The organism is Psychrobacter sp. CoH-33_TS_01, from assembly GCF_058189395.1.
Map to the genome: position 1 here is coordinate 270,559 of NZ_JBVGQI010000002.1, position 19,979 is coordinate 290,537.

Below are 19,979 nucleotides of genomic sequence, written 5' to 3' on the forward strand. Positions count from 1 at the left end.
ATTGAGGCTTTACTGCTATTACTCTAATTATTGCCATAATAGTTAACCAAAAAAAACGCATCCTAAAGGATGCGTTTTTATTTTTTAAGCTATCAACTTAGACTAGATGTTGAGGGCTTAGTCTAGGAAAGAAAAGCTCTCGATGTCCATAGAAGTCATAGACTCGCTTGGGGCAACCATGCTCTCAGCATGACCTGAAGTGCGGGGTAAAATCTTATCAAAATAGAACTCAGCGGTTTGGATTTTCGCTTTGTAGAATTCTGGAGATTCCGTGCCGCCATTTTCTAACTTGTCATACGCTACGGCTGCCATACGCGCCCAGTGGTAACCCATCATGACGTAACCGGCATACATTAAGAAGTCATTTGACGCAGCAGAGATGATTTCACGGTCTTTACGCGCCATCAACATCAGACGGACAGTCAACGTGTTCCACTCAGCACAAAGCTTGGTCAATGCCCAAACGAATTTGCGCATATCTTTGTCTAGAGCGTACTCACCACACCACTTCATAACGCCAGAGGTGTAGTCACGGATGATTTTACCTTTAGACTGCAAAATCACCTTACGACCTAATAAATCTAGCGCCTGTACGCCAGTAGTACCTTCGTAAAGAGTAGCAATACGAGCATCGCGAGCGATCAGCTCCATGCCCCACTCTTTGATATAGCCATGGCCGCCGTAAATCTGCTGACCATCTTTAGCGGCTTCGATACCAAGCTCAGTCAAAAAGCCTTTGATGATTGGAGTATAGAACCCTAGCTTGTCATCCCATTTTTCGAATTCAGCGTTATCACCATTGGTGATGCCTTCGCCCATCTTATCCGCATAACGAGCAGCGTGATAAACCATCGAACGACCACCTTCAGCAAACGCTTTCATGGTCAACAGCATACGACGGACATCCGCGTGATGGATGATCGCATCCGCTACTTTTTCAGGGTCTTTCGTCCCTGATAGTGTGCGCATTGAACGGCGCTCTTTGGCATAAGGAAGTGCGTTTTGGAAAGCCAATTCCGTGTGGGCTAAGCCTTGGATACCAGTACCGATACGCGCTGTGTTCATAAAGGTGAACATAGCTTTAAGGCCTTTATGCGGCTCGCCAATCATATAACCGACAGCGCCATCAAAGTTCATAACACAAGTCGCAGATGAGCTAATACCCATTTTGTGCTCGATAGAACCACAAGTCACGCCGTTACGCTCGCCCGCTTCACCGGCTTCAGTAGGGGTGAACTTCGGTACGATGAACAGAGAGATACCACGGGTACCTTCAGGGGCACCTGGCAGACGCGCCAGTACGATATGGACGATGTTTTCGGTTAGGTCGTGGTCACCGCTTGAAATAAAGATTTTGGTACCGCTAATTTTGTACGTACCATCTTCTTGAGGCTCAGCTTTGGTTTTTACTTGACCCAAATCCGTACCACACTGCGGCTCAGTTAGGCACATCGTACCTGACCAAGTCCCTTCAACCAGCTTAGGCAGATACAGCGCTTTTTGCTCGTCTGTACCGTACTGGAGTAGGGTGTTAATACAACCGGTAGTCAAACCTGGGTACATTGCCCATGGCCAGTTAGCGGTGCCCATCATCTCAGACTTCACTAAGTTTAGCGACATCGGTAGGTTCATACCACCGAACTCTTCTGGATAAGAAATCCCCTGCCAACCCCCTTCAACGAATTGGTTGTAGGCTTCTTTAAACCCTTTTGGCGTAGTGACTTCACCGTCTTTAAAGTGGCAGCCTTCCGCATCCGCATCTTGATAGATAGGGGCTAGAACATTTTCAGCGAAATCGGCAAACCCTTGCAAAATCATGTCGACCGTCTCGGGATCGGCATTCGCGCCATTACTCAGGCCTTGGTAATGCGTTTGGTAATCAAACACGTCATTTAGCAAAAACTTAATATCACGTAAAGGGGCTTTATAACTTAACATAGTAGGTTCTCTTATCCGATAGCGGTTTAAAAAGATGATAAATTCATGGCTAGTGCATGATGCGCGCGGGTCGCTACGTAAGTTATGCTTATAGCGAGGGGCTTATAGAGTAAGCTTGCGCAGTGGGATGCACTGACAGGAATAATAATGTTGAGATGAACTCATATAAGTCAGGCCATCTAAGTCCTGCTTGCTGCCTATCTGCCAATGGCTTGCAGTGATGCAAACACCTGATAGGTGAAATGACCACCTCTTCACTAGCTTATTTATCAATATGATGAACGACTTAACAGGAACACTTGTACCGATTATCACCGGCAGTCGTCAGAATCGAATGATGTAATGAGTATAAAGGGAATTCAGGGAGAAACCTATTATTAATAACTATAATTCATTGGTGAACAAATGAAACATAACTATTTATTATAATAAAGTCGCAGTTACTGATAGCATTTATAGCCATTGTGCTAGTCTTTCGATAGTGATGAATAAGCAGTAACTGCTAACTTAGCATAGTTATCAAACAAAGTTAAAGCAATTACTGTCACTGCAGCTATATCCGTCGTAATAACTTGTCTTCTATCGATAAATAGCTGTTAGCCGCTAGGATTTTTCGTAGGACAACGCCTAAAACCTATTAAGTGTTATACAATAATAAAACATTATAACGACCACCGTTATCGCCTAATTAGCCTCTTTAGTCATACGATACTCTATAGGCTTTAGCGCCTATAGCTTAGCTATTATGCGTGTCTATTATGTCTTCTTTCGGCCCTGTTTATTATCTGCTTTAAACCCTGCTTGCTACCTGCTCTAAACCTTATTCAAAAAAGTTGCCTTATGTCCCAGCCTCCCATCAAACAACTCATCGATGATGAACTAGCCCATTTATTAACCGTGAAAGCGAGTAACCGCCCTTGGCATTTGCCGTTATTGGCCGCGTTGACTATTAGTCTCCCTGTATTGATAGGGGCGTTAACGGGGGCATTGGCCATGGGTATCCAGTCGTCCTTAGGGGCGATGGTCATCCTAAATCTACCTACAGTCGGTAGTCTGTGGCAGCGGCAACGGACTTTATTGTATTGTGCCTTGGCGATGAGCAGCAGCTTTGGTTTAGGGTTATTGGCGCAGAATATACCCAGCCTGCGTCTGCCTATGTTTGCGCTGATTACCTTCAGTCTAGTCATGGCGGGGCGTTACTGGCGCTTACCACCACCCGCAGGTTTATTTATAGTGATGGCCGGTGCCATAGCGCTATTTATGCCTATACCTTTAGCACAAATTCCCGCTAAAGTTGCTGTGGTAGCTACAGGCAGTATATTTGCTTGGCTATTGGCATTGGCTTATAACGTCCTGTTGCTCAAGCTACTGCCGCAAGCTAAGGCAACGACGACTACGGCATCAAGCATCGGTAATAATAGTGCCGCGAATAAAACAGCGCGAGACCCCGCGTTAATACCGGAGAGTCTCATTGTCACCGGCTTTGTAGTGTTGGCGCTAGCCGTAGCGTTATGGTTGGACTTATCGCATCCGTATTGGGTACCGATGAGCTGCTTTATTGTGATGCAGGGCATGCATTTACGCACTATGTGGATTAAGCAATTACACCGTTTACTAGGCACGCTGGCAGGCATATTTGTCGCGTGGGGGCTGCTGTCCATAGCGCTACCGCCCATCGGCGTGGCAGTGACTATCTTTTTGATGATAATTTGGATTGAGACGATGATTACCCGGCATTATGGGTTGGCCGTTATGATTATCACCCCACTGACCATTTTCATTGCTGAGTTTGGTGGCGGTCATGCGCCTGGGTTAGCAGGGCAGGGCAGTGTGGCCGCCCAAGCTCTGATGGAAGCGCGTTTATTAGACACGGCTTTAGGCTGCTTTATTGCCCTACTGGGTGGTGTGTTTATGCATTCTAAACTGGTTAAGCGTGCGGTGGCCGCTACGGCTGCTAAAGTCAATTAAGTGGGCTGCTGAGTTCGAATACTTAGACTTCTTTATAAATGGGCTAAGCCATAGCGGTTAATTTTGGCATCACTGTGGGCACGTCAATCGTCTGTCCGGTCCATTGGGCAAAGCTCAAAGCGGCCTGCCCAATCAACATGCCATAGCCTGCCGAAGTCGTCGCTCCTAACGCGGCAAAATGCTGTAAGAAGGGTAACTCGCGGCCATACATCATATCGTAGGCGTACCGACAGCGCAGCGTTGGTGCGAGTGGCAGGGTATCGCCGGATAATCCGATAGAGGTCGCATTAATAATTAGGTCAAAGTCACCGTCTAACTCTTGGACAGTCGTGGTACTGAGCGAGGCCGCTGCGATGAGAGGGTGAGCTGCCCGTAGCGACTGCACTAAGTCATCGGCTTTGCTGAGGGTGCGATTGGCCAGCGTAATAGCGGTCACACCCGCTTCTAATAAAGGCAATAAAGTGCCGCGCGCTGCCCCACCGGCGCCAATAATAGCCACCTTAGCGCTGGATAACGGCCAACCTAATTGCTGTAAATGATTGACGAGGCCTTGACCATCCGTGTTGTCACCGTAAAGCTTGCCGTCTTTGAGCAGCAGCGTATTGACCGCCCCCGCTACCGCCGCATGAGCGGATAGGCCGCCTTGATCACGGCACAATTCATAGGCATATTGCTTAAAAGGTACCGTCACATTGGCACCGATACCGCCGCCATTAAAGAATGCTGCCACTACCGCAGTAAAGCTGGTGCTATCGTCCGGACAATATTGCCGCTCATAGCGAATATCAAGCCCAACTTCGTCTGCAAACGCTTGATGAATACCAGGAGACTTACTGTGGGCGATTGGGTTGCCGATGACAATAAAATGTTGAGTCACGAGAGCTTATCCGTATTGGTGAAGGAGTTGACGGGCATTGACAGATGTCATATACCTCGTGAAATAGCTGAGCTATTCCTAGTAGGTGACGATGCGAAGTTGCCGTAACAAAATTCGTCAAACCGCGTTGCCTAATGGCAATCTTAAGGGTAGTCAATGCTCAATCAGTTGGGTACACTGTAGCTAGTTTTAGCGGTTTATCATAGCAAATATAGTTAGTTTTATATCAGACGCTTAGCGTGCAGATTGCGCGCCCTTACGGTTTACTATTTAAGCAGTCTCACTAGTAAAGCTAAAAAATTAGACGTTGCCCGCCAGAGCTTGTCTAGGTGACGTCCCACCCTTATAACCGCAGTATAACTAACGATAATGCTAATGGTCTTTATTATAAAGGCCTTTATTAACAGAGCTATGTATTCAATAGCGCCTTATTCGCAGTCACTTATATCAGCGACTGCCCGTTCTAATCAGTATTAGGCCCGTCAAATCGGCCTATTTTAAGGACCGTTATGTATAGTAACACTAACGACAGCGCCGCAAATTCTGTAGCTATTAGTTCTACTGAAGCTGCTACCGTGCCGGCCAGACCTCATCGTTTAGCAGCGGTATTCGCTGCAGGCTTGATGCTGGGCAGTTTGGCGTTGACCGGCTGTAATAAAAGCGAGCAAGAGCCGGTGATTGATGCCGCCCTTACGCAACCTGAAACCGAAAAAGGCGAGACTGTGGGCGCAGCCATATCTAAACCACAGCAAGCGGTACAAGGAGAAAGCGCGGGATCAGCAGGCACGCCGGTACGCTATAACGTCGCCGCTTGGGGCGCTAAACAGGTCAAACCTATCGCTATCGATGAGCTGGATAAAATCCAAGCTACCTTTGGCAAAATTGTCTCTACCGATCAAAATAGCTTGGACTACGCCAGCAACCCTGCGACTAAATTTCGCTTTATGGCGGATGATGCCGCCTATCTAGATGTTATCGACTCGCAAAAGTATCTGGAGCTAGGCTGGTATTACGCCAATCCGACGGATACCGATGCGGAAAAAGACACCAGCGTCGCTCATGCCAAGAAAGTCTATAAACTGTCTCGCCAGCTGATGGGCGATGAAGGCGGTAAGCTCGTTGCGGATATGCTTGGCGGTCAAATCGTTAAGAATAAAGTCGTGGGTGAGCAGAAAGTTGAAATTGCTAAATGTGAGTTTTATAGCTGTATGTTGGTTTTAGCAAAGCCTAAAGCCTAAGGTAAATTAAGGCTGAGTCGCTGACCAATAGAGTAAAGGTATTTATATGAGTAAGCCGTTGGTTCAGCGTGCCCCGTCTAGTCCTAATAATACTGCTATAGCTGATAAAGCACCATTACCAAGCCAGTGGTATCAGCTGAATCAATCTAGCGAGCAGGCCGAGTTTTTAGCTATCACGGCTGCGGCGTTGCCTCTGTCTAATCGCGGGTTTGCTTACGGTGATGGTTTTTTCACCACTATGCGCGTCGCCCAAGGCAATATTTGCTGGCAGGCGCAGCATCTCACGCGTATTTTGAACCATGCGGAGGCCTTATCGTTCGCTATCGATACTCAGACTATCTCTCAATTGGCGTCACAACTACTGCAACAAGCTCAAGCTCTTAAAGACGGTATCCTTAAATTAGTGATTACGCGCACGACTCAGAGTATGCGTGGTTATGGCTTTGCTGATTCAGAAGCGGGCCAAGCGTGTGACTACTGGCTACAAGCCGTTCCGACGTCTTCCGCTACCCTGACTGCTCAATCTAAAACGCTAACCTTACCGGATGGTACAGAAGTCACGCTGCATGAGCCTATCAAAGCCGTGTGTCTAGAGGCGCAAATTGCTTGCTTGCCGCCTACCTTGGCAGGATTAAAAACCTTAAATCGACTCGATAGCGTGCTCGCCAGTGCCGAACTGCAGCGTGCAAAATCCGCTGCACTCATAAATCCGCCTGTAGAAGGGCTAGTCAAAGATATGGGCGGTGATTGGGTCGAAGGCACGATGAGCAATGTGTTTTATCGATTAAAAGACAGCCAACATGAGCACAAAGGCCATTGGTATACGCCACCACTCACACGCTCTGGGGTAAAAGGGGTGATGCGCAGCGTTATCATCGAGGGCTTTGCTAGTTATAAAAAACCGGTCATTGAGCGTTATCTCACCGATAAAGACCTACCGCATATCACCCAGATGTTCTTCTGCAATGCGGTGCGAGGGGTTATGCCGGTCGCGCAATTAGCGTTAGATGCTCAAATGCAGCTGGGCTTATTGCCCATCGATTCGGCGAGTTTAAATTCGGTTATTACGTAGTCTTGGCTATTTAGTACGATTGCTTCATTAGCATATAAATGCTTTGCCTTAGTTAGGGCACCTAGTTCATCTTCAGCTTTGATACGGACCGTCCTACTTAAGGTCTCAATAATTTCTACGCTGTATTCTCTAACGTTCCCCATAACAATCCCTTTTAATAACCCTGTTTTATCCATTGTGACCATTTCTACAAACGGAAGTGATCGCTTTTTGTTATGTCTGCTTGTAAGGGTGCAGAAATCGATCAAAGATAAGTGACTCGATTATCACAATACAAGCAGCGTGCACATGCGGATAAATCCCATAGAATGTGAGAGTAAAGTAGCTCATTTATTAGTAACAAATCGACTGTCAAAGTTGTATAAAAAAATTGATGCATTACCCAATCATATTGTCCGTTATGATGGTAAAGACTTTAGCGGTAATGACATTGCAGTTCCTTGTGACTCTACAATTAAGCACTGGTGGGAAGAAGTAGATTCCGAAGGTAATCCCACTGAAAACTATTCAGAGTTTACTTGTCCATTTGGCGCAGTGTCTGATTTTTTATGGGTACAAGAGCCTTGGATAGCTATAGATGGACGGCTTTATTTCGAAGCAGAATTATTGTCACCATCGAAAATGACGCAGAATGATTTACTGCAGATAATAGAGGCTATTGGTTGGCGTTCAGCTAATACCCTTGAATTCTCGCAAGCTAGGATATTATTAAAAATAACAGACCTTGAAGTGGTTAATATTAATAATATCTGGTTATGGAAACTGACAGTCACAAGGGTGTGAGGTCAGGTAAGGTTCAAGATAAATATTTTCGAGCATTGTTTAATTAATTTTCCGATACTGTCCTCGAGCTAAAAATTCAATAAAGCCTCTATCCCGTAATATTTGTAATTGCTGGCGAATTTTAGCCTGAATATTATTATTGTCAGGATGTTTCATTTGCAATAAGTCACTAAAGCTGTAGACCTCGGATAATGAAAAGCGATTTGCCAATTGGTCCACACACTTCATCACGTCTAACGTCCAGCCGCGTGCTTGTAAATTCTGCTCTCGTAAAAAAGCTGTCTGTGCAAACTGCTGTTTAACTTGCTCGGGCGCCAATACTTGCTGCTGCCTCACTAAAAATACTTTGCCGCTCTCAGGTACTTGCCGTAAATCAATATTACAGCCCACCCAACCTGCGCGCCTAGCCGTAGGAGCGAGTGGCGGCCGCTTCACAATAATATCTGCGGTAAAAAAATGCTTGGGAATAATCAGAAAATTATTCACTAATAAGTCTTTTGAATAGGTCAAAAAGAAGAAGTTTGGATTATCTTCACTATTAATACGAGCCAACATGGTGGCATAAGCACCGTCGTTAATAATTTGGCTTAATTGTGCCTTTTTACTTTTTAATTCGTATTGTTCAGCGCAGCCCTCACAATAGAAATCAGCTACCGGCTTATTATTCGCAAACGCTTGTAATGGCGCCTCACCGCAACTGGGACAGTACCCTTGGCGTGATACCCAGTCTTCGCTCAATACCCGTATGATTTGACTGGGCGAGGTATAGTTTGCCGCAAGCGCACGATTAAAAGCTAAATCCATTAAGTGATCATCTTTAAATAGGGGTTCGTGGTAGAATTGGAGCTAGGTAGCAGGTTCAGGATAAGCGGTAAACCATACGGTATACTAAACCTAGCCACCCAACCTAATTTGATTGAAAATCAAATGATTCAATGCTAGATTCTAGCAAACTTTTGCCCCGTGAGCCGCCATGACTGATCCCAACTCGAATAAGCCTTCTTCACTGCCCGGTGACCAGCCAGATACTACTGTTGACGCTGCGGGTACCCAGCCGGATACGCCACGCCAACCTCAGGCGGATATGGAGCCCGGCAGACCAACGCCAGAGATAAAGCGGGCGACGGATATTTCCTTGATTAGCGAAAGCAGCCGGGCGCAAAAGCAGCAGAAGATTGAAAAGGATTCACCGTCGTTTTTTATGATGCGCGGTTATCAGATATTGTTGGTATTGGCCTTAATCGCTGCCTTCTTACTCGCTATGGTGTATCAGACCTTATTTGGTCGGTTGGATCAGCCGCAGAAGATGGTCACTATTGAGCAGGGCGAGACTTATTACGGGTTGCTGCCGCAGTGGCAAAAAGAGATTCCGCTATTTTCTGCCAGTATTGCCAAGGCTTATATCAAGTCACAATCATTGACTTCATTGCATGCGGGTACGTATCAACTGCCTGCTAATCCTACGATTACGGAAACCTTAGATATCCTGCAGCAGGGTGCGAAAGTCGCGATGGTCAAAGTGCAGATCATCGAAGGCAAACGCGCAGCAGACCTCTATCAGACCCTACAAAATACTCCAGGTATCAAGCTAGAAGTCTTGGATAAAGTGAAGACCGATATGGGCGATGTGGATAACGCGGCCATTATTGCAGGGCTGGGTTTAACGGAAGTGTTGCCGCAATCGGTGCAGACTAGTGGCGACCCTATCGTTACGCAAAATTTAGAAGGGTGGTTTGCACCCGATACCTATTATTTTGGCGAAGGCACTAGCGATAAGCAGATTTTGCTCGACCTTTATAAGCGTCAGCAAGAAGCTTTAGATAAAGCTTGGGCGAGTCGTGACTCTGGTGTGCCTTATAAAACGCCGTATGAAGCGCTAGTGATGGCCTCTATTATTGAAAAAGAAACTAGCGTCGCAGAAGAGCGTCCGTTAGTAGCCGCCGTATTCGCCAATCGCTTGAATAAAAGCATGCGCTTACAGACCGACCCGACCATTATTTATGGTATGGGCAGCCGTTATGAAGGTAATATCCGTCGCAGCGATATCAATGAAAAGACGGCTTATAATACCTATCAAATCGATGGCTTACCACCGACTCCGATTGCATTGCCTTCAGCCGCGTCTATTGAAGCCACGTTGCATCCTGCCGATAGCGAAGCGTTATATTTCGTCGCAACAGGTAATGGTGGCCATAAATTTACCAACAGTTTGGCTGAGCATAATCGTGCGGTGCAAGAGTACTTAAAAGTTAGAAGGGAAAAGCGGGCTGCTGAGGCCAATTAAGCACGTACTTCTTTATAAAAGCTATTGTGTAACTTGTTTTTTATTGATCTAAGCGGCTTCTTGGTTTCGATATTCGCTGTCTTTGTTGTTAGCTGTCTTCGTCATAAGTCAGCTTGGTTATTAGTTATCTCAACTATTTTTAATTTTCGCCCATGGAATTTGCTATGCCAGAATCACAACCGCCGTCTAACGTACTCTCTGAAGCCACTGCACCAGTGGTGAAAGGGCGGTTTATTAGCTTTGAAGGCACGGAAGGGGTCGGAAAGACGACGGCGATCGAGCAACTGTGCGCGAGATTAGAGCAAGCGGGTATCGACTATTTACGTACGCGTGAGCCAGGGGGTAGCGAGTTGGCGGAGCAGTTACGGCAACTGCTGTTGGACCCTGCGACCGATATCAACGATGATACTGAGTTGCTGCTGATGTTTGCGGCGCGTTGTGATCATCTGCATCAGCGTATTTTACCGGCACTAGCGGCAGGGCAGTGGGTCATCTGTGATCGCTTTATCGACTCGACAGTCGCTTACCAAGGCTTTGGCCGGGCGCAAGGTGATAGGGCAGTGTTGGCAAAAATTCAGGGCCTAATCGAGGCCTTTATTCCGCGCTTACCAGAGCGCACGCTTTGGTTAGACTTACCGGTAGCGGAAGGGATGGCACGGGCAGGCAAACGCAGCGCTGCTGATCGCTTTGAACAAGAGGCCATGGCGTTCTTTACCCGCGTGCACGAAGGCTTTGCTTATATGGCCGCCCAGTCGTCTGAGCGCATCGTACGCATTGATGCAACCGGTAGTGAAGATGAGGTTAGCGCTAGGATTTGGCAAGCATTAGCAGTTTAAATAAAGCTACCACTCCTTTTAATTCAAGCATAAAAAATGCCAGCATCTCGCTGGCGTTTTTTTATGGCTAAAGCCAATTTCAGATAAAGTCGAGCCCTACTAAACAAACAGAATAAGACCCTTAGACATTATCCTTTTTGTCCTTATCCGCTTGTGTATCCGGCAGACGCTGCGGGTCTAGCGAGCCATCAGCAGTCTTTGGTGCTTTGCCACTGCCATTACCGATACTTTTTTCACTGACCTTGGCCTCTACGGCTTTGTCTGTATTGGCCAGTTCTGCGTTAGCTTCTGCTTTCGCCGTAGCCATCGCGGCATCGGTCGTGGCAGTCTCAGCGAGGAGCTCTTTGTCCTTACGCTTTTCGGGTGCTTTTGAAGTATTATCAAAATTAGCATCCGCTAGCGCCCGCGCTTGTTCTTGCTTGGCGGTCACATCGACAGCTTTAGGTTGTACTTCATCATCCACCACCAATGCGACTAGACGACGATCACGTGGAATCTCATTATCAAATTTATTGGTGATAACGTGCAGCTTGCCTTCTTTATCAAGGGTATACAGCGGCACAAACTGCTTATTGTCCGCTTTATACTGCGCATAGGTATAGCTGTCAGTGATGTTGGTAATTTTGATACGTGCCTTTTTCGACAGCATACTTGCCAGCTTAGTGTAAGTGACATCTTTGCCAAATAGCCACTGTGACTGAAAGTTTGAGGTCTTATCTTGGCGCTCACTTTTGACCTTTTCATCGCTGAATTTTAACCGATAGATCTTCTGCTCACTAAACTCGTGGCGGTATTGAATCTCAGAGAGAGTATTCAATTCTTTGTCCATACTCATAGCAAACAGATGGCCGATACCAATCAGGTCGAGATGGCGATCGGCATGATCCGAGACTGGGTTACCAAAGTAAGTACGCAGGCCGCTCATCCGGGCTTTAGCGATATTGGTATAGTTGTTATGCGCCACGATGACGTCAAATCCTTGCTCTTTTAATGAGGTCGCAACCATTAGCGCAACGGGGTTTGAGCCGACCACCAAGATGCCATTGGTCTCGGGCTCACGCACACCCAAGATATTACCGACCATTTTGGCACCCAAGCCCTGAATCATTACCGTACCGATAATCACCATGAATACCAGCGGGACTAACAGCTCTACGCCTTGGATATCATACTCTTGTAAGCGGATAGCAAACAGCGAGGAAATAGCCGCTGCCACGATACCACGGGGGCCAATCCAACTGATCATCAGCTTTTCACTGGTCTTTAAATCAGAGCCAATGGAGGAGGCCCAAACCGCTAACGGACGCGCAATAAACATGACGATGGCGAGCAGGACCAAACCAGCAAAACCGACACTGACCAGACTGTCTAGCTCAACGCGGGCGGCTAAGACGATAAACAGGACGGAGACCAATAGCACGGTCAACGACTCATTAAATTCTAGAATATGATCGCGGGGGAATTTTGGCCAGTTGGCTAGAGCGACGCCTAATACCGTCACCGTTAACAGTCCAGACTCATGCTCCAGATGGTTTGATACGGAGAATAATAGCAGGACAAAAGCTAGGGTAAAGACGTTGCGCAGAAACTCCGGAATCATGTGACGGCGCATTAAGAACGCAAGGACATAAGCCCCAGCCATACCCAGTGCTGTCGCTAGTACGACAATCTTACCAAAGAGTAGAAGACTGTTAGCCTCACCGCCCGAAATGATATATTCGTAGACCAAGACCACGGCGATAGCACCGATCGGGTCGATGATAATGCCTTCCCATTTTAAGATGTTGGAGACGGTTTTATTGGGCCGCACACTGCGCAGTAGCGGAATAATGACCGTGGGTCCCGTCACACAGACCAGCGCCCCAAAGAGTAGGGCGATCTTGGGGTCGACATCAAACAAGAGATAGGTGGATAAGGCCACAATGGCAATGGTAATCACCACGCCGAGCGAGACCAGCATTTGCACGACTTTACCATGCTGCTTAATCTCATCGAACTCTAGGGTCAAAGACCCTTCAAATAAAATAATGGCGACGCCCAAGGAAATAAACGGGAACATCAACTCACCGAGTACCAAGTCCGGATCAAAATAATGCAGGACGGGGCCAATGAGAATGCCAATAAGCAATAAAAATAAAATGGACGGTTGCTTTAAATACCAAGCCAACCACTGCGCTCCAATACCCAGCGCTACAACGCCGGACAATAATAGGGCGGTATCCATAAAGTGATCCTTTTATAAATCGATTGTAGCCAGCTGTGCAAGATGACTGAATATGACGGCCTTGCTATGAGAGCCAAGGGCGCATAAAGTATAGGGACAGTCTTGCCAACGCTTATAACAAAAAATCCGCTGACAACCGTCGCCCTGTTAGTCCTAGCGCTCTACTGTCCTTTAGAGCGTTATATATCTGAGCAGTAGAGATTGCGATAAGCAACTACTGTCTCTGGCATAAGATAAGGAGTGGTGCGCGGATAGCAGCGGAAAAAAGCAAACAATAAGAGCCTTAATCTGACCGCCTATCACTAGACGATGAGCGGTAGCAGAGAGCCTACAATCGAGATTTTTATTAAAAAATTAAATTAAAATTACAGGGACAGTATAAATTAATAATGACATTGTTTGTTATGATGTTTAGGACAATGACCCTAGCGCTTACATACGGTCGCTGTTATAGCCGTCAACCGGGTATTTAAGGTGAGCTATCGCAGCCGTTGCCTTGCTTAATCAGCAGGGTTACTAACGACATCAGCAGGCTTACTAAGACCATAAGCCACATAATCATAGCATGATTCATTAAGCGCTAAAGCGACTGCCAAGCTCAGCAGCGTAGTGCTTAATCTAGATAGCGGCTTAGGTAATAAAGCTATCGGGTCAGATCATAAAGCTATAAGCGTTGAATTATAAAAAATAACCCTTACAACATTATGGCTACTACCGAGCTGGTTTAAAGCCGATAATGAGAGCTATATAGACAGCCTAAAGTTAACATGGTGAATTCGTCGTCTAATTTTATAGTCGCCTGAATCTTTACCTAATCTGATATCTACAATAATTCATACTAAATTCTAATTTGCGCCAACGATATTAAAGAGGAAGTTATGAGTGTTCATCCGCGCTTTATTAAGCTACGTGTCCAGCAGTTACTCCGTACCAGCCTGCTACTGGCGATGACCAGTACCGCCATGGTGCTGCCCGTTACCGCTATGACCAGTGCCCAGGCAGCGGTGACGACGGCTGACTTCTCTGAATTGGTACAGCAAGTGACCCCTGGGGTTGCCCGGGTGAACGTCACGAAAACCGTTAGCGAAGCGGAACTGGCCAAAGCGCAAACGGCAGAGCTGCTCCGCCAATTCTTTGGGGATCGCCTGCGCCTACCCGAGCAGTCGACAGCCCCAGCCGTAGAGCATGCTTATGGCACAGCCTTTTTTGTGACGGCTGACGGCTATATGCTGACCAACCATCATGTGGTGGCCGGTGCGGATAACGTTACCGTGACTTTGAATGATCGCACAGAGCTCGATGCCGAAATCATTGGTAGTGATGAGCGCTCAGATGTGGCGGTGTTAAAGGTGAAGGGTGCTAATTTCCCAGCCTTGCCCATTGGTGACTCTAATGTGTTGAAAGTTGGCGAGCCGGTGTTAGCGATTGGGTCTCCATTTGGGTTTGACTACTCAGCCTCTGCGGGTATCGTCAGTGCCAAATCACGCAACTTTTCTCGCGAGACCAGCGTGCCCTTTATCCAGACCGATGTGGCCTTAAATCCGGGCAACTCAGGCGGGCCATTATTTAATCAGCGCGGTGAAGTGATAGGCATTAACTCGCGTATCTTTAGTGGCACCGGCGGCTATATGGGCTTGTCGTTCTCTATTCCTATCGATGCGGCGATGGATATCTACGAGCAGCTGAAAAATAATGGGGAAGTCACTCGCGCCTACTTGGGCATCTATCCACAAGATATTGACCGTAATCTCGCTGAGGCTTACCAATTGGCGCGACCTCAAGGGGCACTATTAACCCGCGTGACCCCAGACTCGCCTGCACAAAAAGCGGGTCTAAAACAAGGCGATGTCATTTTGCAATATAATGGCAAAACTATTCAGCAGGCAGACGATTTATTAAACCTAATCAATCGCGCTAAGCCCGGCGATAGCTTTACAGCGGTGGTGCAAAGGGCGGGTAAGCCGTTAGAGATTACAGGTAAATTGACCGTGGCTCCAACGGATGTACAGGCGCAAGGTCGCGATAAGCAAGACAATGAAATCCGCTTGGGGTTACGCTTACGCAATCTGACCCCAGATGAGCTTAAAGAGTTGGCTAAGGATGGTAAAGTTGGGGTATTGATTACCTCAGTCGATCCGACCGGTCTAGCGGCTCGTTCAGGGCTGCAAGCTGGAGATGCTATTACCAACCTACACCAGAAGTCGATTGGTAATGTGAGTGATTTTTCTGACGCCCTGTCCTCCTTACCTAAGCAAGGTGTAGTCACTATAGAGATTATTCGCCAAGGTATCCCAGCGATTATTGGCCTAAGAATTGAGTAAAGCGTTCATTAAAGCACTGTGTAGACCCAAAACTCAAAGTGAGTTTGGCCACTAAAAGCTTTAGTAACAGGTTCAGGTTGCGTTAATGTTGCGCTGCAAGGTTAGGATAATCCCTTGTAGTCATAGCCCTTACCACCCTATAATGGCGTGTTTTTAGGCACGCAATCTGTGATTATGGCAGCCGTCATGATAAGCACGGATTATGAGCAGAAATTTTTAGTAGTTATTTTGCTGCTGACAAGGTGAGTATGGTCAACCACATTTTATATCACGCCAGTACTAGTATCAGTATTTTGATGCTGGTCTATGTGGTGCTGTGGGCCTTATTACAGACCTTTAACGCCAATCCTTTGCATCATTTTACCCGGGTCTGGGCGCAGCTGGTTTTGTATTACGCTGCTTTCACCATGCCTTGGTGGGCTTTGATGGCACTGTACGCAGCCATAGTCGGGCTGATACCGAGTTTAGGGGCAGTCTTATTAATAGGCATTGCCAGCATCTATTTTTACTGCACCGTGGTATTGCCCAGTCAATTGCGTACGGCGGAGCAAAAGATAGATTTAGGCTTAGAAGCGCCGTGGCGGGTGGCAGTGTTGGCCAATCTGAAAGTGGGTATCTATGGTGGTAAAGCTCGCCATTTGCAGAAGTGGGTCAAGACGCTTAATGACTTAGATGTCGACGCTATTATGATTACTGGGGATTGGTTATATCATCCTGGCGCGGACTTAGTGGGGCAGTTGATGCTGTTTAAAGGCTTAAATAAACCGGTCTATACGGTCATGAGCCGCTCAGATTTGGCTTATCAGTCGCTGAATCTGACCAAGCAAGGTCAGCCCTTGCTAGAAGACACGTTAAGCAGCACCTTTAGAGCCTTAGACATTATCGATATTAGTCAGGCGTGCGTGGATGTGCCAGTAGTATCGTTATGTGGCTGGCAAGAAGATAAGGCTATTGAGCTGACCGCACAGCGCCATCAGCCCCAACAGGACAATGCTATAACAGAGATGCTGGTCAATGACTGCGCGCCCAAGAAAAAGGGCATGGAGACTCCAGTCCTGACGAGTGCTACGGTAGGGTTAAAACAGCGGATGACTCGCGCGACGAAACCAGTAGTGATTTTGGCCGCGCACTATGATTTATTACAAAGCCTGCCAAAAGCGCAGCCGCGACCCCTAGTGATTGCTGGCGATGGACCAAGTGGCCTAGCTGCCAGAGTCACTGCTGATAAAGGCTCGCACCCGCTCACCAGTCGCCATCCTTTATTGCCGCGCCATCAAGGCTTGCACCAACATGAGCGCGCACAAATCTTCGTGGCGCATGGGGTAGGGATGAGTCGTTGGCCTTTTCGGGTCAGCAAACCTACTATTGATATCCTGCATATACGCTAATCAAGGTTTGGCCGTGACAGCAAGCTTGGCTGTTACCGCTAGTCCAAGGGTTACTAGTTTAAGGGTTACTTAAGGATTAAAAGCCACTCGTTTATTATCAGTCTGCTGGGTACGAATAGCTTTATCAGCACCAAAGTTGCAACTAAAAATAGCCTTAGCGAATCAACCGCTAGTTTTAAGTCAGGTAGCTACATTATTATCTTAAAATTCTTGGTGATAAATCTTGGTAATAAATGTTACTCTAGTGACCTAAATAGGGTGTGTTTAGAATCCAATCATGACGCTAATAAAGTCTATGGTTGTATTCTGTGCAGACCCTAATCACTTGATATCCTACGATATTCCACGATAAAAGACACTATTTGAGAGTAAGGCAAGGTTATGAGCACAGCATTCAACGACATCAAATCCCAACTTCAAGGCTCAATGGTGGCAATCGTCACACCAATGCACCCCAATGGCGATGTCGATTATAAACGCTTGTCTGACCTCATTGACTGGCATATCGAGCAAGGCACGCATTGCCTAGTTGCTGCTGGTACTACGGGTGAGTCAGCGACTTTATCTATGCAAGAGCACAGCGATTTAATTCGCTATTTCGTCGATTATGTCGCAGGTCGTGTGCCTGTGATTGCGGGTACAGGCGCGAACAATACCGCCGAAGCTATCAAGCTGACGCAAGATGCGAAAGATGCCGGTGCCGATTGTGCGCTCTTAGTGGCCCCTTACTACAATAAGCCTCCGCAAGAGGGTCTATTTCAGCATTACCGCGCTATCGCTGCAGCGGTCGATATGCCGCAAATGCTCTATAATGTTCCGGGCCGTACTGTAGTAGATATCGCTCAAGAAACCGTTGAACGCCTCTCTGATATCGACAATATCATAGCGATTAAAGATGCTACCGGCTCCCTTGAGCGTGGCAAGCAACTGATTGCGGCTCTAGGCGATCGTATGGTGGTGTTGTCTGGCGATGACTTGACGGCATTAGAGCTGATTCAGTATGGCTCTAAAGGCAATATCTCTGTGACGGCGAATATTGCGCCAAAAGCGATGAGTGAGACGTTCAGTGCGGCGCTCAAAGGCGATATGGCGGCTGCAAAATTGGCCCATGACCCTATTGCCCATTTGCATTCTGATTTATTTGTACAATCTAGCCCTATTCCTGTCAAATATGCCTTACATAAAATGGGTAAAATAGACACAGGTATCCGCCTGCCGCTAGTGTGGTTAGAAGAGCAGTACCATGCGCAAATCGATGACGCCATAGCGCGTGCGGGCTTGTTATAACAGCGCTTTGGCGTAGCTATACGGATGAGGGCGGTGACTTATTGGCTATAATGGCCCATTACCCCTAGCACTGACATGATTGAGAGAAGATGCAATGAAGGCTTTATTTATACCGGCAAAATCAGTAGCCGCAGTCTTAACGATTGCCCTAAGTAGTACCTTAATCCTAAGCGGTTGCCAAGCCACTAAAGGCTTTTTGGGCAAGCGTGACAATGGCAGCTTAGCCTATCAAAAGAGTGAACATCTAAAACCATTGATCTTGCCTGCAGAACAACAGACCGCCCCTTTTGTACCGTTATATCCCATCGTCAATGCGGGTGAAAATACTGTACCGATTAGCAACGAGGCGGGCAAACAGTATAAATTGCCACCGCCACAACGTATTTTGGCGACCCCAACGGCCAATCAGTAGCAGTTCCCCTGTTAGGGTTGCTCACTCAGCAATCCTAACTATCATAAGTACGTAATCAATGTCGTTTGGCTACTGTACTTCGTAAGCCATACTCAGCACAGCCCTCTTTGAAGTCTCGTTTAGTTAGCAATCCATAACCTGCGATTATTAGCCCTCTTAGCGTAGTCGCCATGTGATACATATAGGAAATAGGTGATGCAAAAGCAAAAACTGCTGTATAAAGGCAAGGCAAAATCGGTATTTGAAACTGAAGATAGCGATTTTTTGGTACTTGAATTTCGCGATGATACCTCAGCTTTTAATGGCGAGCGGGTAGAGCAGCTGGCACGCAAGGGTCAAGTTAATAATCGCTTTAACGCCTTTATCATGCAAAAGCTAGCAGAAGCAGGCGTTGAAACACATTTTGAAAAGCAACTGTCGGACAATGAAGTGCTGGTCAAGCGCTTAGAGATGATCCCGGTTGAGTGTGTCGTGCGTAATTTTGCTGCGGGCAGTCTAGTGCGCCGTTTGGGTTTAGAAGAAGGCCAAGCGCTAACGCCACCTACCTATGAATTGTTCTTTAAAGACGACGCTTTAGGTGATCCAATGGTCAATGAATCATTGAGCATCACTTTAGGTTGGGCCACGCAAGAACAGCTAACAGAAATGCAGCGTTTGACTTATGTGGTCAACGACGTATTGACTAAGTTGTTCGATGCCGGCGATTTAATGCTAATCGATTTCAAACTTGAGTTTGGCGTATATCATGGTCGTATCGTCTTGGGTGATGAGTTCTCACCAGACGGCTGCCGTATTTGGGACAAAGCGACTAAGAAGAAATTGGACAAAGACCGCTTCCGTCAATCTCTTGGCGACGTCATCGAAGCCTATGAAGAAGTCGCTCAGCGTATTGGCGTGCCTTTAGACTAAGTCTATTAAGATACAATTTAATCTTGTCACACCACAGAAACTGAGCTTATGGCTCAGTTTTTTTATACAAATTATTCAGTCATTTATATAATTTACCTCTGAATTTACTTCCTACTGTGACTACCTTATAAGTATTATATGAGACGTGCTTCATCGTATAGACATCGGGGTTATAATTATATAAAGCGTATTACAATATTAAATCCTTGGTAAGTTCTTAATTCTTATTAAAGTTACAGCTAACGACCTCTTGCTCTATAAAAATTTTGTATTAGTAACCAGTCTATAGCTTTTTTTAATAAATCTTCAATATCTGATGCTACTGTATTATTAGCTACGATAAGACCTAATCCTAAAATTAAAATTAAAATGTTTTCTACTTACTAGCCCTAAACATAACTTAATTAGGTAATATAGCTATCATATTTACAATTGTTGAGCC

Annotated in this window: 16 protein-coding genes; 11 read left to right on the forward strand and 5 right to left on the reverse strand. The window is 46.5% G+C overall.

Annotation, left to right across the window (positions count from 1 at the left end):
• Positions 1–117: 117 nt before the first annotated feature.
• The gene (locus ACZ2XM_RS04260) at positions 118–1,938 is read right to left on the reverse strand and encodes an acyl-CoA dehydrogenase C-terminal domain-containing protein (protein WP_490587144.1); all 1,821 of its coding nucleotides are present in this window, start codon (positions 1,936–1,938) and stop codon (positions 118–120) included.
• 840 nt (positions 1,939–2,778) lie between these two features.
• Between ACZ2XM_RS04260 and ACZ2XM_RS04265 the strand changes: the two genes are divergently transcribed.
• Positions 2,779–3,906, forward strand: coding sequence for an FUSC family protein (locus tag ACZ2XM_RS04265; RefSeq protein WP_490587145.1), 1,128 nt, complete (start codon positions 2,779–2,781; stop codon positions 3,904–3,906).
• Positions 3,907–3,949: 43 nt separating this feature from the next.
• On the opposite strand, the gene aroE is transcribed toward ACZ2XM_RS04265, so the two are convergent.
• Positions 3,950–4,783 carry a shikimate dehydrogenase gene (aroE, locus tag ACZ2XM_RS04270; RefSeq protein WP_490587146.1) on the reverse strand — a complete coding sequence of 278 codons (834 nt, stop codon included), beginning with the start codon at positions 4,781–4,783 and terminating at the stop codon, positions 3,950–3,952.
• Between the two features lie 509 nt (positions 4,784–5,292).
• Between aroE and ACZ2XM_RS04275 the strand changes: the two genes are divergently transcribed.
• Positions 5,293–6,021, forward strand: coding sequence for a hypothetical protein (locus ACZ2XM_RS04275; protein ID WP_490587147.1), 729 nt, complete (start codon positions 5,293–5,295; stop codon positions 6,019–6,021).
• Positions 6,022–6,067: 46 nt separating this feature from the next.
• A complete protein-coding gene (locus ACZ2XM_RS04280) occupies positions 6,068–7,093 on the forward strand; it encodes an aminotransferase class IV (RefSeq protein ID WP_490587148.1) in 1,026 nt (341 codons plus the stop codon).
• On the opposite strand, the gene ACZ2XM_RS04285 is transcribed toward ACZ2XM_RS04280, so the two are convergent.
• Positions 7,033–7,278: a DpnD/PcfM family protein gene (locus ACZ2XM_RS04285; protein WP_490587451.1), complete on the reverse strand. Its 246-nt coding sequence runs from the start codon at positions 7,276–7,278 to the stop codon at positions 7,033–7,035. The genes ACZ2XM_RS04280 and ACZ2XM_RS04285 overlap by 61 nt on opposite strands.
• 103 nt (positions 7,279–7,381) lie before the next feature.
• Here ACZ2XM_RS04285 and ACZ2XM_RS04290 point away from each other — a divergent pair, with 103 nt between their 5' ends.
• On the forward strand, positions 7,382–7,876 hold the full coding sequence (locus ACZ2XM_RS04290; protein ID WP_490587149.1) for a hypothetical protein: 495 nt from the start codon (positions 7,382–7,384) through the stop codon (positions 7,874–7,876).
• Positions 7,877–7,915: 39 nt separating this feature from the next.
• Here the strand turns inward: ACZ2XM_RS04290 and ACZ2XM_RS04295 are convergent, their stop codons facing one another.
• A complete protein-coding gene (locus tag ACZ2XM_RS04295; protein ID WP_490587150.1) occupies positions 7,916–8,680 on the reverse strand; it encodes a DpnI domain-containing protein in 765 nt (254 codons plus the stop codon).
• A 169-nt stretch (positions 8,681–8,849) separates the two neighbouring features.
• Here ACZ2XM_RS04295 and mltG point away from each other — a divergent pair, with 169 nt between their 5' ends.
• Together mltG and tmk are read left to right on the forward strand one after the other, a co-directional pair.
• On the forward strand, positions 8,850–10,160 hold the full coding sequence (gene mltG, locus ACZ2XM_RS04300; RefSeq protein ID WP_490587151.1) for an endolytic transglycosylase MltG: 1,311 nt from the start codon (positions 8,850–8,852) through the stop codon (positions 10,158–10,160).
• Between the two features lie 164 nt (positions 10,161–10,324).
• Positions 10,325–10,996, forward strand: a complete 672-nt coding sequence (gene tmk / locus ACZ2XM_RS04305) for a dTMP kinase (RefSeq protein WP_490587152.1) — start codon at positions 10,325–10,327, stop codon at positions 10,994–10,996.
• Between the two features lie 121 nt (positions 10,997–11,117).
• On the opposite strand, the gene ACZ2XM_RS04310 is transcribed toward tmk, so the two are convergent.
• Positions 11,118–13,220, reverse strand: a complete 2,103-nt coding sequence (locus ACZ2XM_RS04310; RefSeq protein WP_490587153.1) for a cation:proton antiporter — start codon at positions 13,218–13,220, stop codon at positions 11,118–11,120.
• Positions 13,221–14,167: 947 nt separating this feature from the next.
• On the opposite strand from ACZ2XM_RS04310, the gene ACZ2XM_RS04315 reads away from it, so the two are divergent.
• The 5 genes from ACZ2XM_RS04315 (at position 14,168) to purC (ending at position 19,537) form a co-directional block, all read left to right on the forward strand.
• Entirely contained in the window at positions 14,168–15,541 is a 1,374-nt protein-coding gene (locus ACZ2XM_RS04315) for a Do family serine endopeptidase (RefSeq protein ID WP_490587452.1), read from the forward strand.
• Positions 15,542–15,789: 248 nt separating this feature from the next.
• A complete protein-coding gene (locus tag ACZ2XM_RS04320; protein ID WP_490587154.1) occupies positions 15,790–16,929 on the forward strand; it encodes a hypothetical protein in 1,140 nt (379 codons plus the stop codon).
• Positions 16,930–17,310: 381 nt separating this feature from the next.
• Positions 17,311–18,216, forward strand: coding sequence for a 4-hydroxy-tetrahydrodipicolinate synthase (dapA, locus tag ACZ2XM_RS04325; RefSeq protein ID WP_490587155.1), 906 nt, complete (start codon positions 17,311–17,313; stop codon positions 18,214–18,216).
• Positions 18,217–18,310: 94 nt separating this feature from the next.
• Positions 18,311–18,628 carry a hypothetical protein gene (locus ACZ2XM_RS04330; RefSeq protein ID WP_490587156.1) on the forward strand — a complete coding sequence of 106 codons (318 nt, stop codon included), beginning with the start codon at positions 18,311–18,313 and terminating at the stop codon, positions 18,626–18,628.
• A 195-nt stretch (positions 18,629–18,823) separates the two neighbouring features.
• Positions 18,824–19,537 (forward strand): phosphoribosylaminoimidazolesuccinocarboxamide synthase, encoded by a 714-nt coding sequence (purC, locus tag ACZ2XM_RS04335; RefSeq protein WP_490587157.1) that lies wholly within the window; start codon positions 18,824–18,826, stop codon positions 19,535–19,537.
• The last annotated feature ends 442 nt before the right edge of the window (positions 19,538–19,979 follow it).

Bases quoted from the DNA above. Each gene is read 5' to 3' on its own strand.
- ACZ2XM_RS04260 (WP_490587144.1), bottom strand. From the start codon at position 1,938: ATGTTAAGTTATAAAGCCCCTTTACGTGATATTAAGTTTTTGCTAAAT.
- ACZ2XM_RS04265 (WP_490587145.1), top strand. From the start codon at position 2,779: ATGTCCCAGCCTCCCATCAAACAACTCATCGATGATGAACTAGCCCAT.
- ACZ2XM_RS04275 (WP_490587147.1), top strand. From the start codon at position 5,293: ATGTATAGTAACACTAACGACAGCGCCGCAAATTCTGTAGCTATTAGT.
- ACZ2XM_RS04280 (WP_490587148.1), top strand. From the start codon at position 6,068: ATGAGTAAGCCGTTGGTTCAGCGTGCCCCGTCTAGTCCTAATAATACT.
- ACZ2XM_RS04285 (WP_490587451.1), bottom strand. From the start codon at position 7,278: ATGGTCACAATGGATAAAACAGGGTTATTAAAAGGGATTGTTATGGGG.
- ACZ2XM_RS04290 (WP_490587149.1), top strand. From the start codon at position 7,382: ATGCGGATAAATCCCATAGAATGTGAGAGTAAAGTAGCTCATTTATTA.
- ACZ2XM_RS04295 (WP_490587150.1), bottom strand. From the start codon at position 8,680: ATGGATTTAGCTTTTAATCGTGCGCTTGCGGCAAACTATACCTCGCCC.
- mltG (WP_490587151.1), top strand. From the start codon at position 8,850: ATGACTGATCCCAACTCGAATAAGCCTTCTTCACTGCCCGGTGACCAG.
- tmk (WP_490587152.1), top strand. From the start codon at position 10,325: ATGCCAGAATCACAACCGCCGTCTAACGTACTCTCTGAAGCCACTGCA.
- ACZ2XM_RS04310 (WP_490587153.1), bottom strand. From the start codon at position 13,220: ATGGATACCGCCCTATTATTGTCCGGCGTTGTAGCGCTGGGTATTGGA.
- ACZ2XM_RS04315 (WP_490587452.1), top strand. From the start codon at position 14,168: ATGACCAGTACCGCCATGGTGCTGCCCGTTACCGCTATGACCAGTGCC.
- ACZ2XM_RS04320 (WP_490587154.1), top strand. From the start codon at position 15,790: ATGGTCAACCACATTTTATATCACGCCAGTACTAGTATCAGTATTTTG.
- dapA (WP_490587155.1), top strand. From the start codon at position 17,311: ATGAGCACAGCATTCAACGACATCAAATCCCAACTTCAAGGCTCAATG.
- ACZ2XM_RS04330 (WP_490587156.1), top strand. From the start codon at position 18,311: ATGAAGGCTTTATTTATACCGGCAAAATCAGTAGCCGCAGTCTTAACG.
- purC (WP_490587157.1), top strand. From the start codon at position 18,824: ATGCAAAAGCAAAAACTGCTGTATAAAGGCAAGGCAAAATCGGTATTT.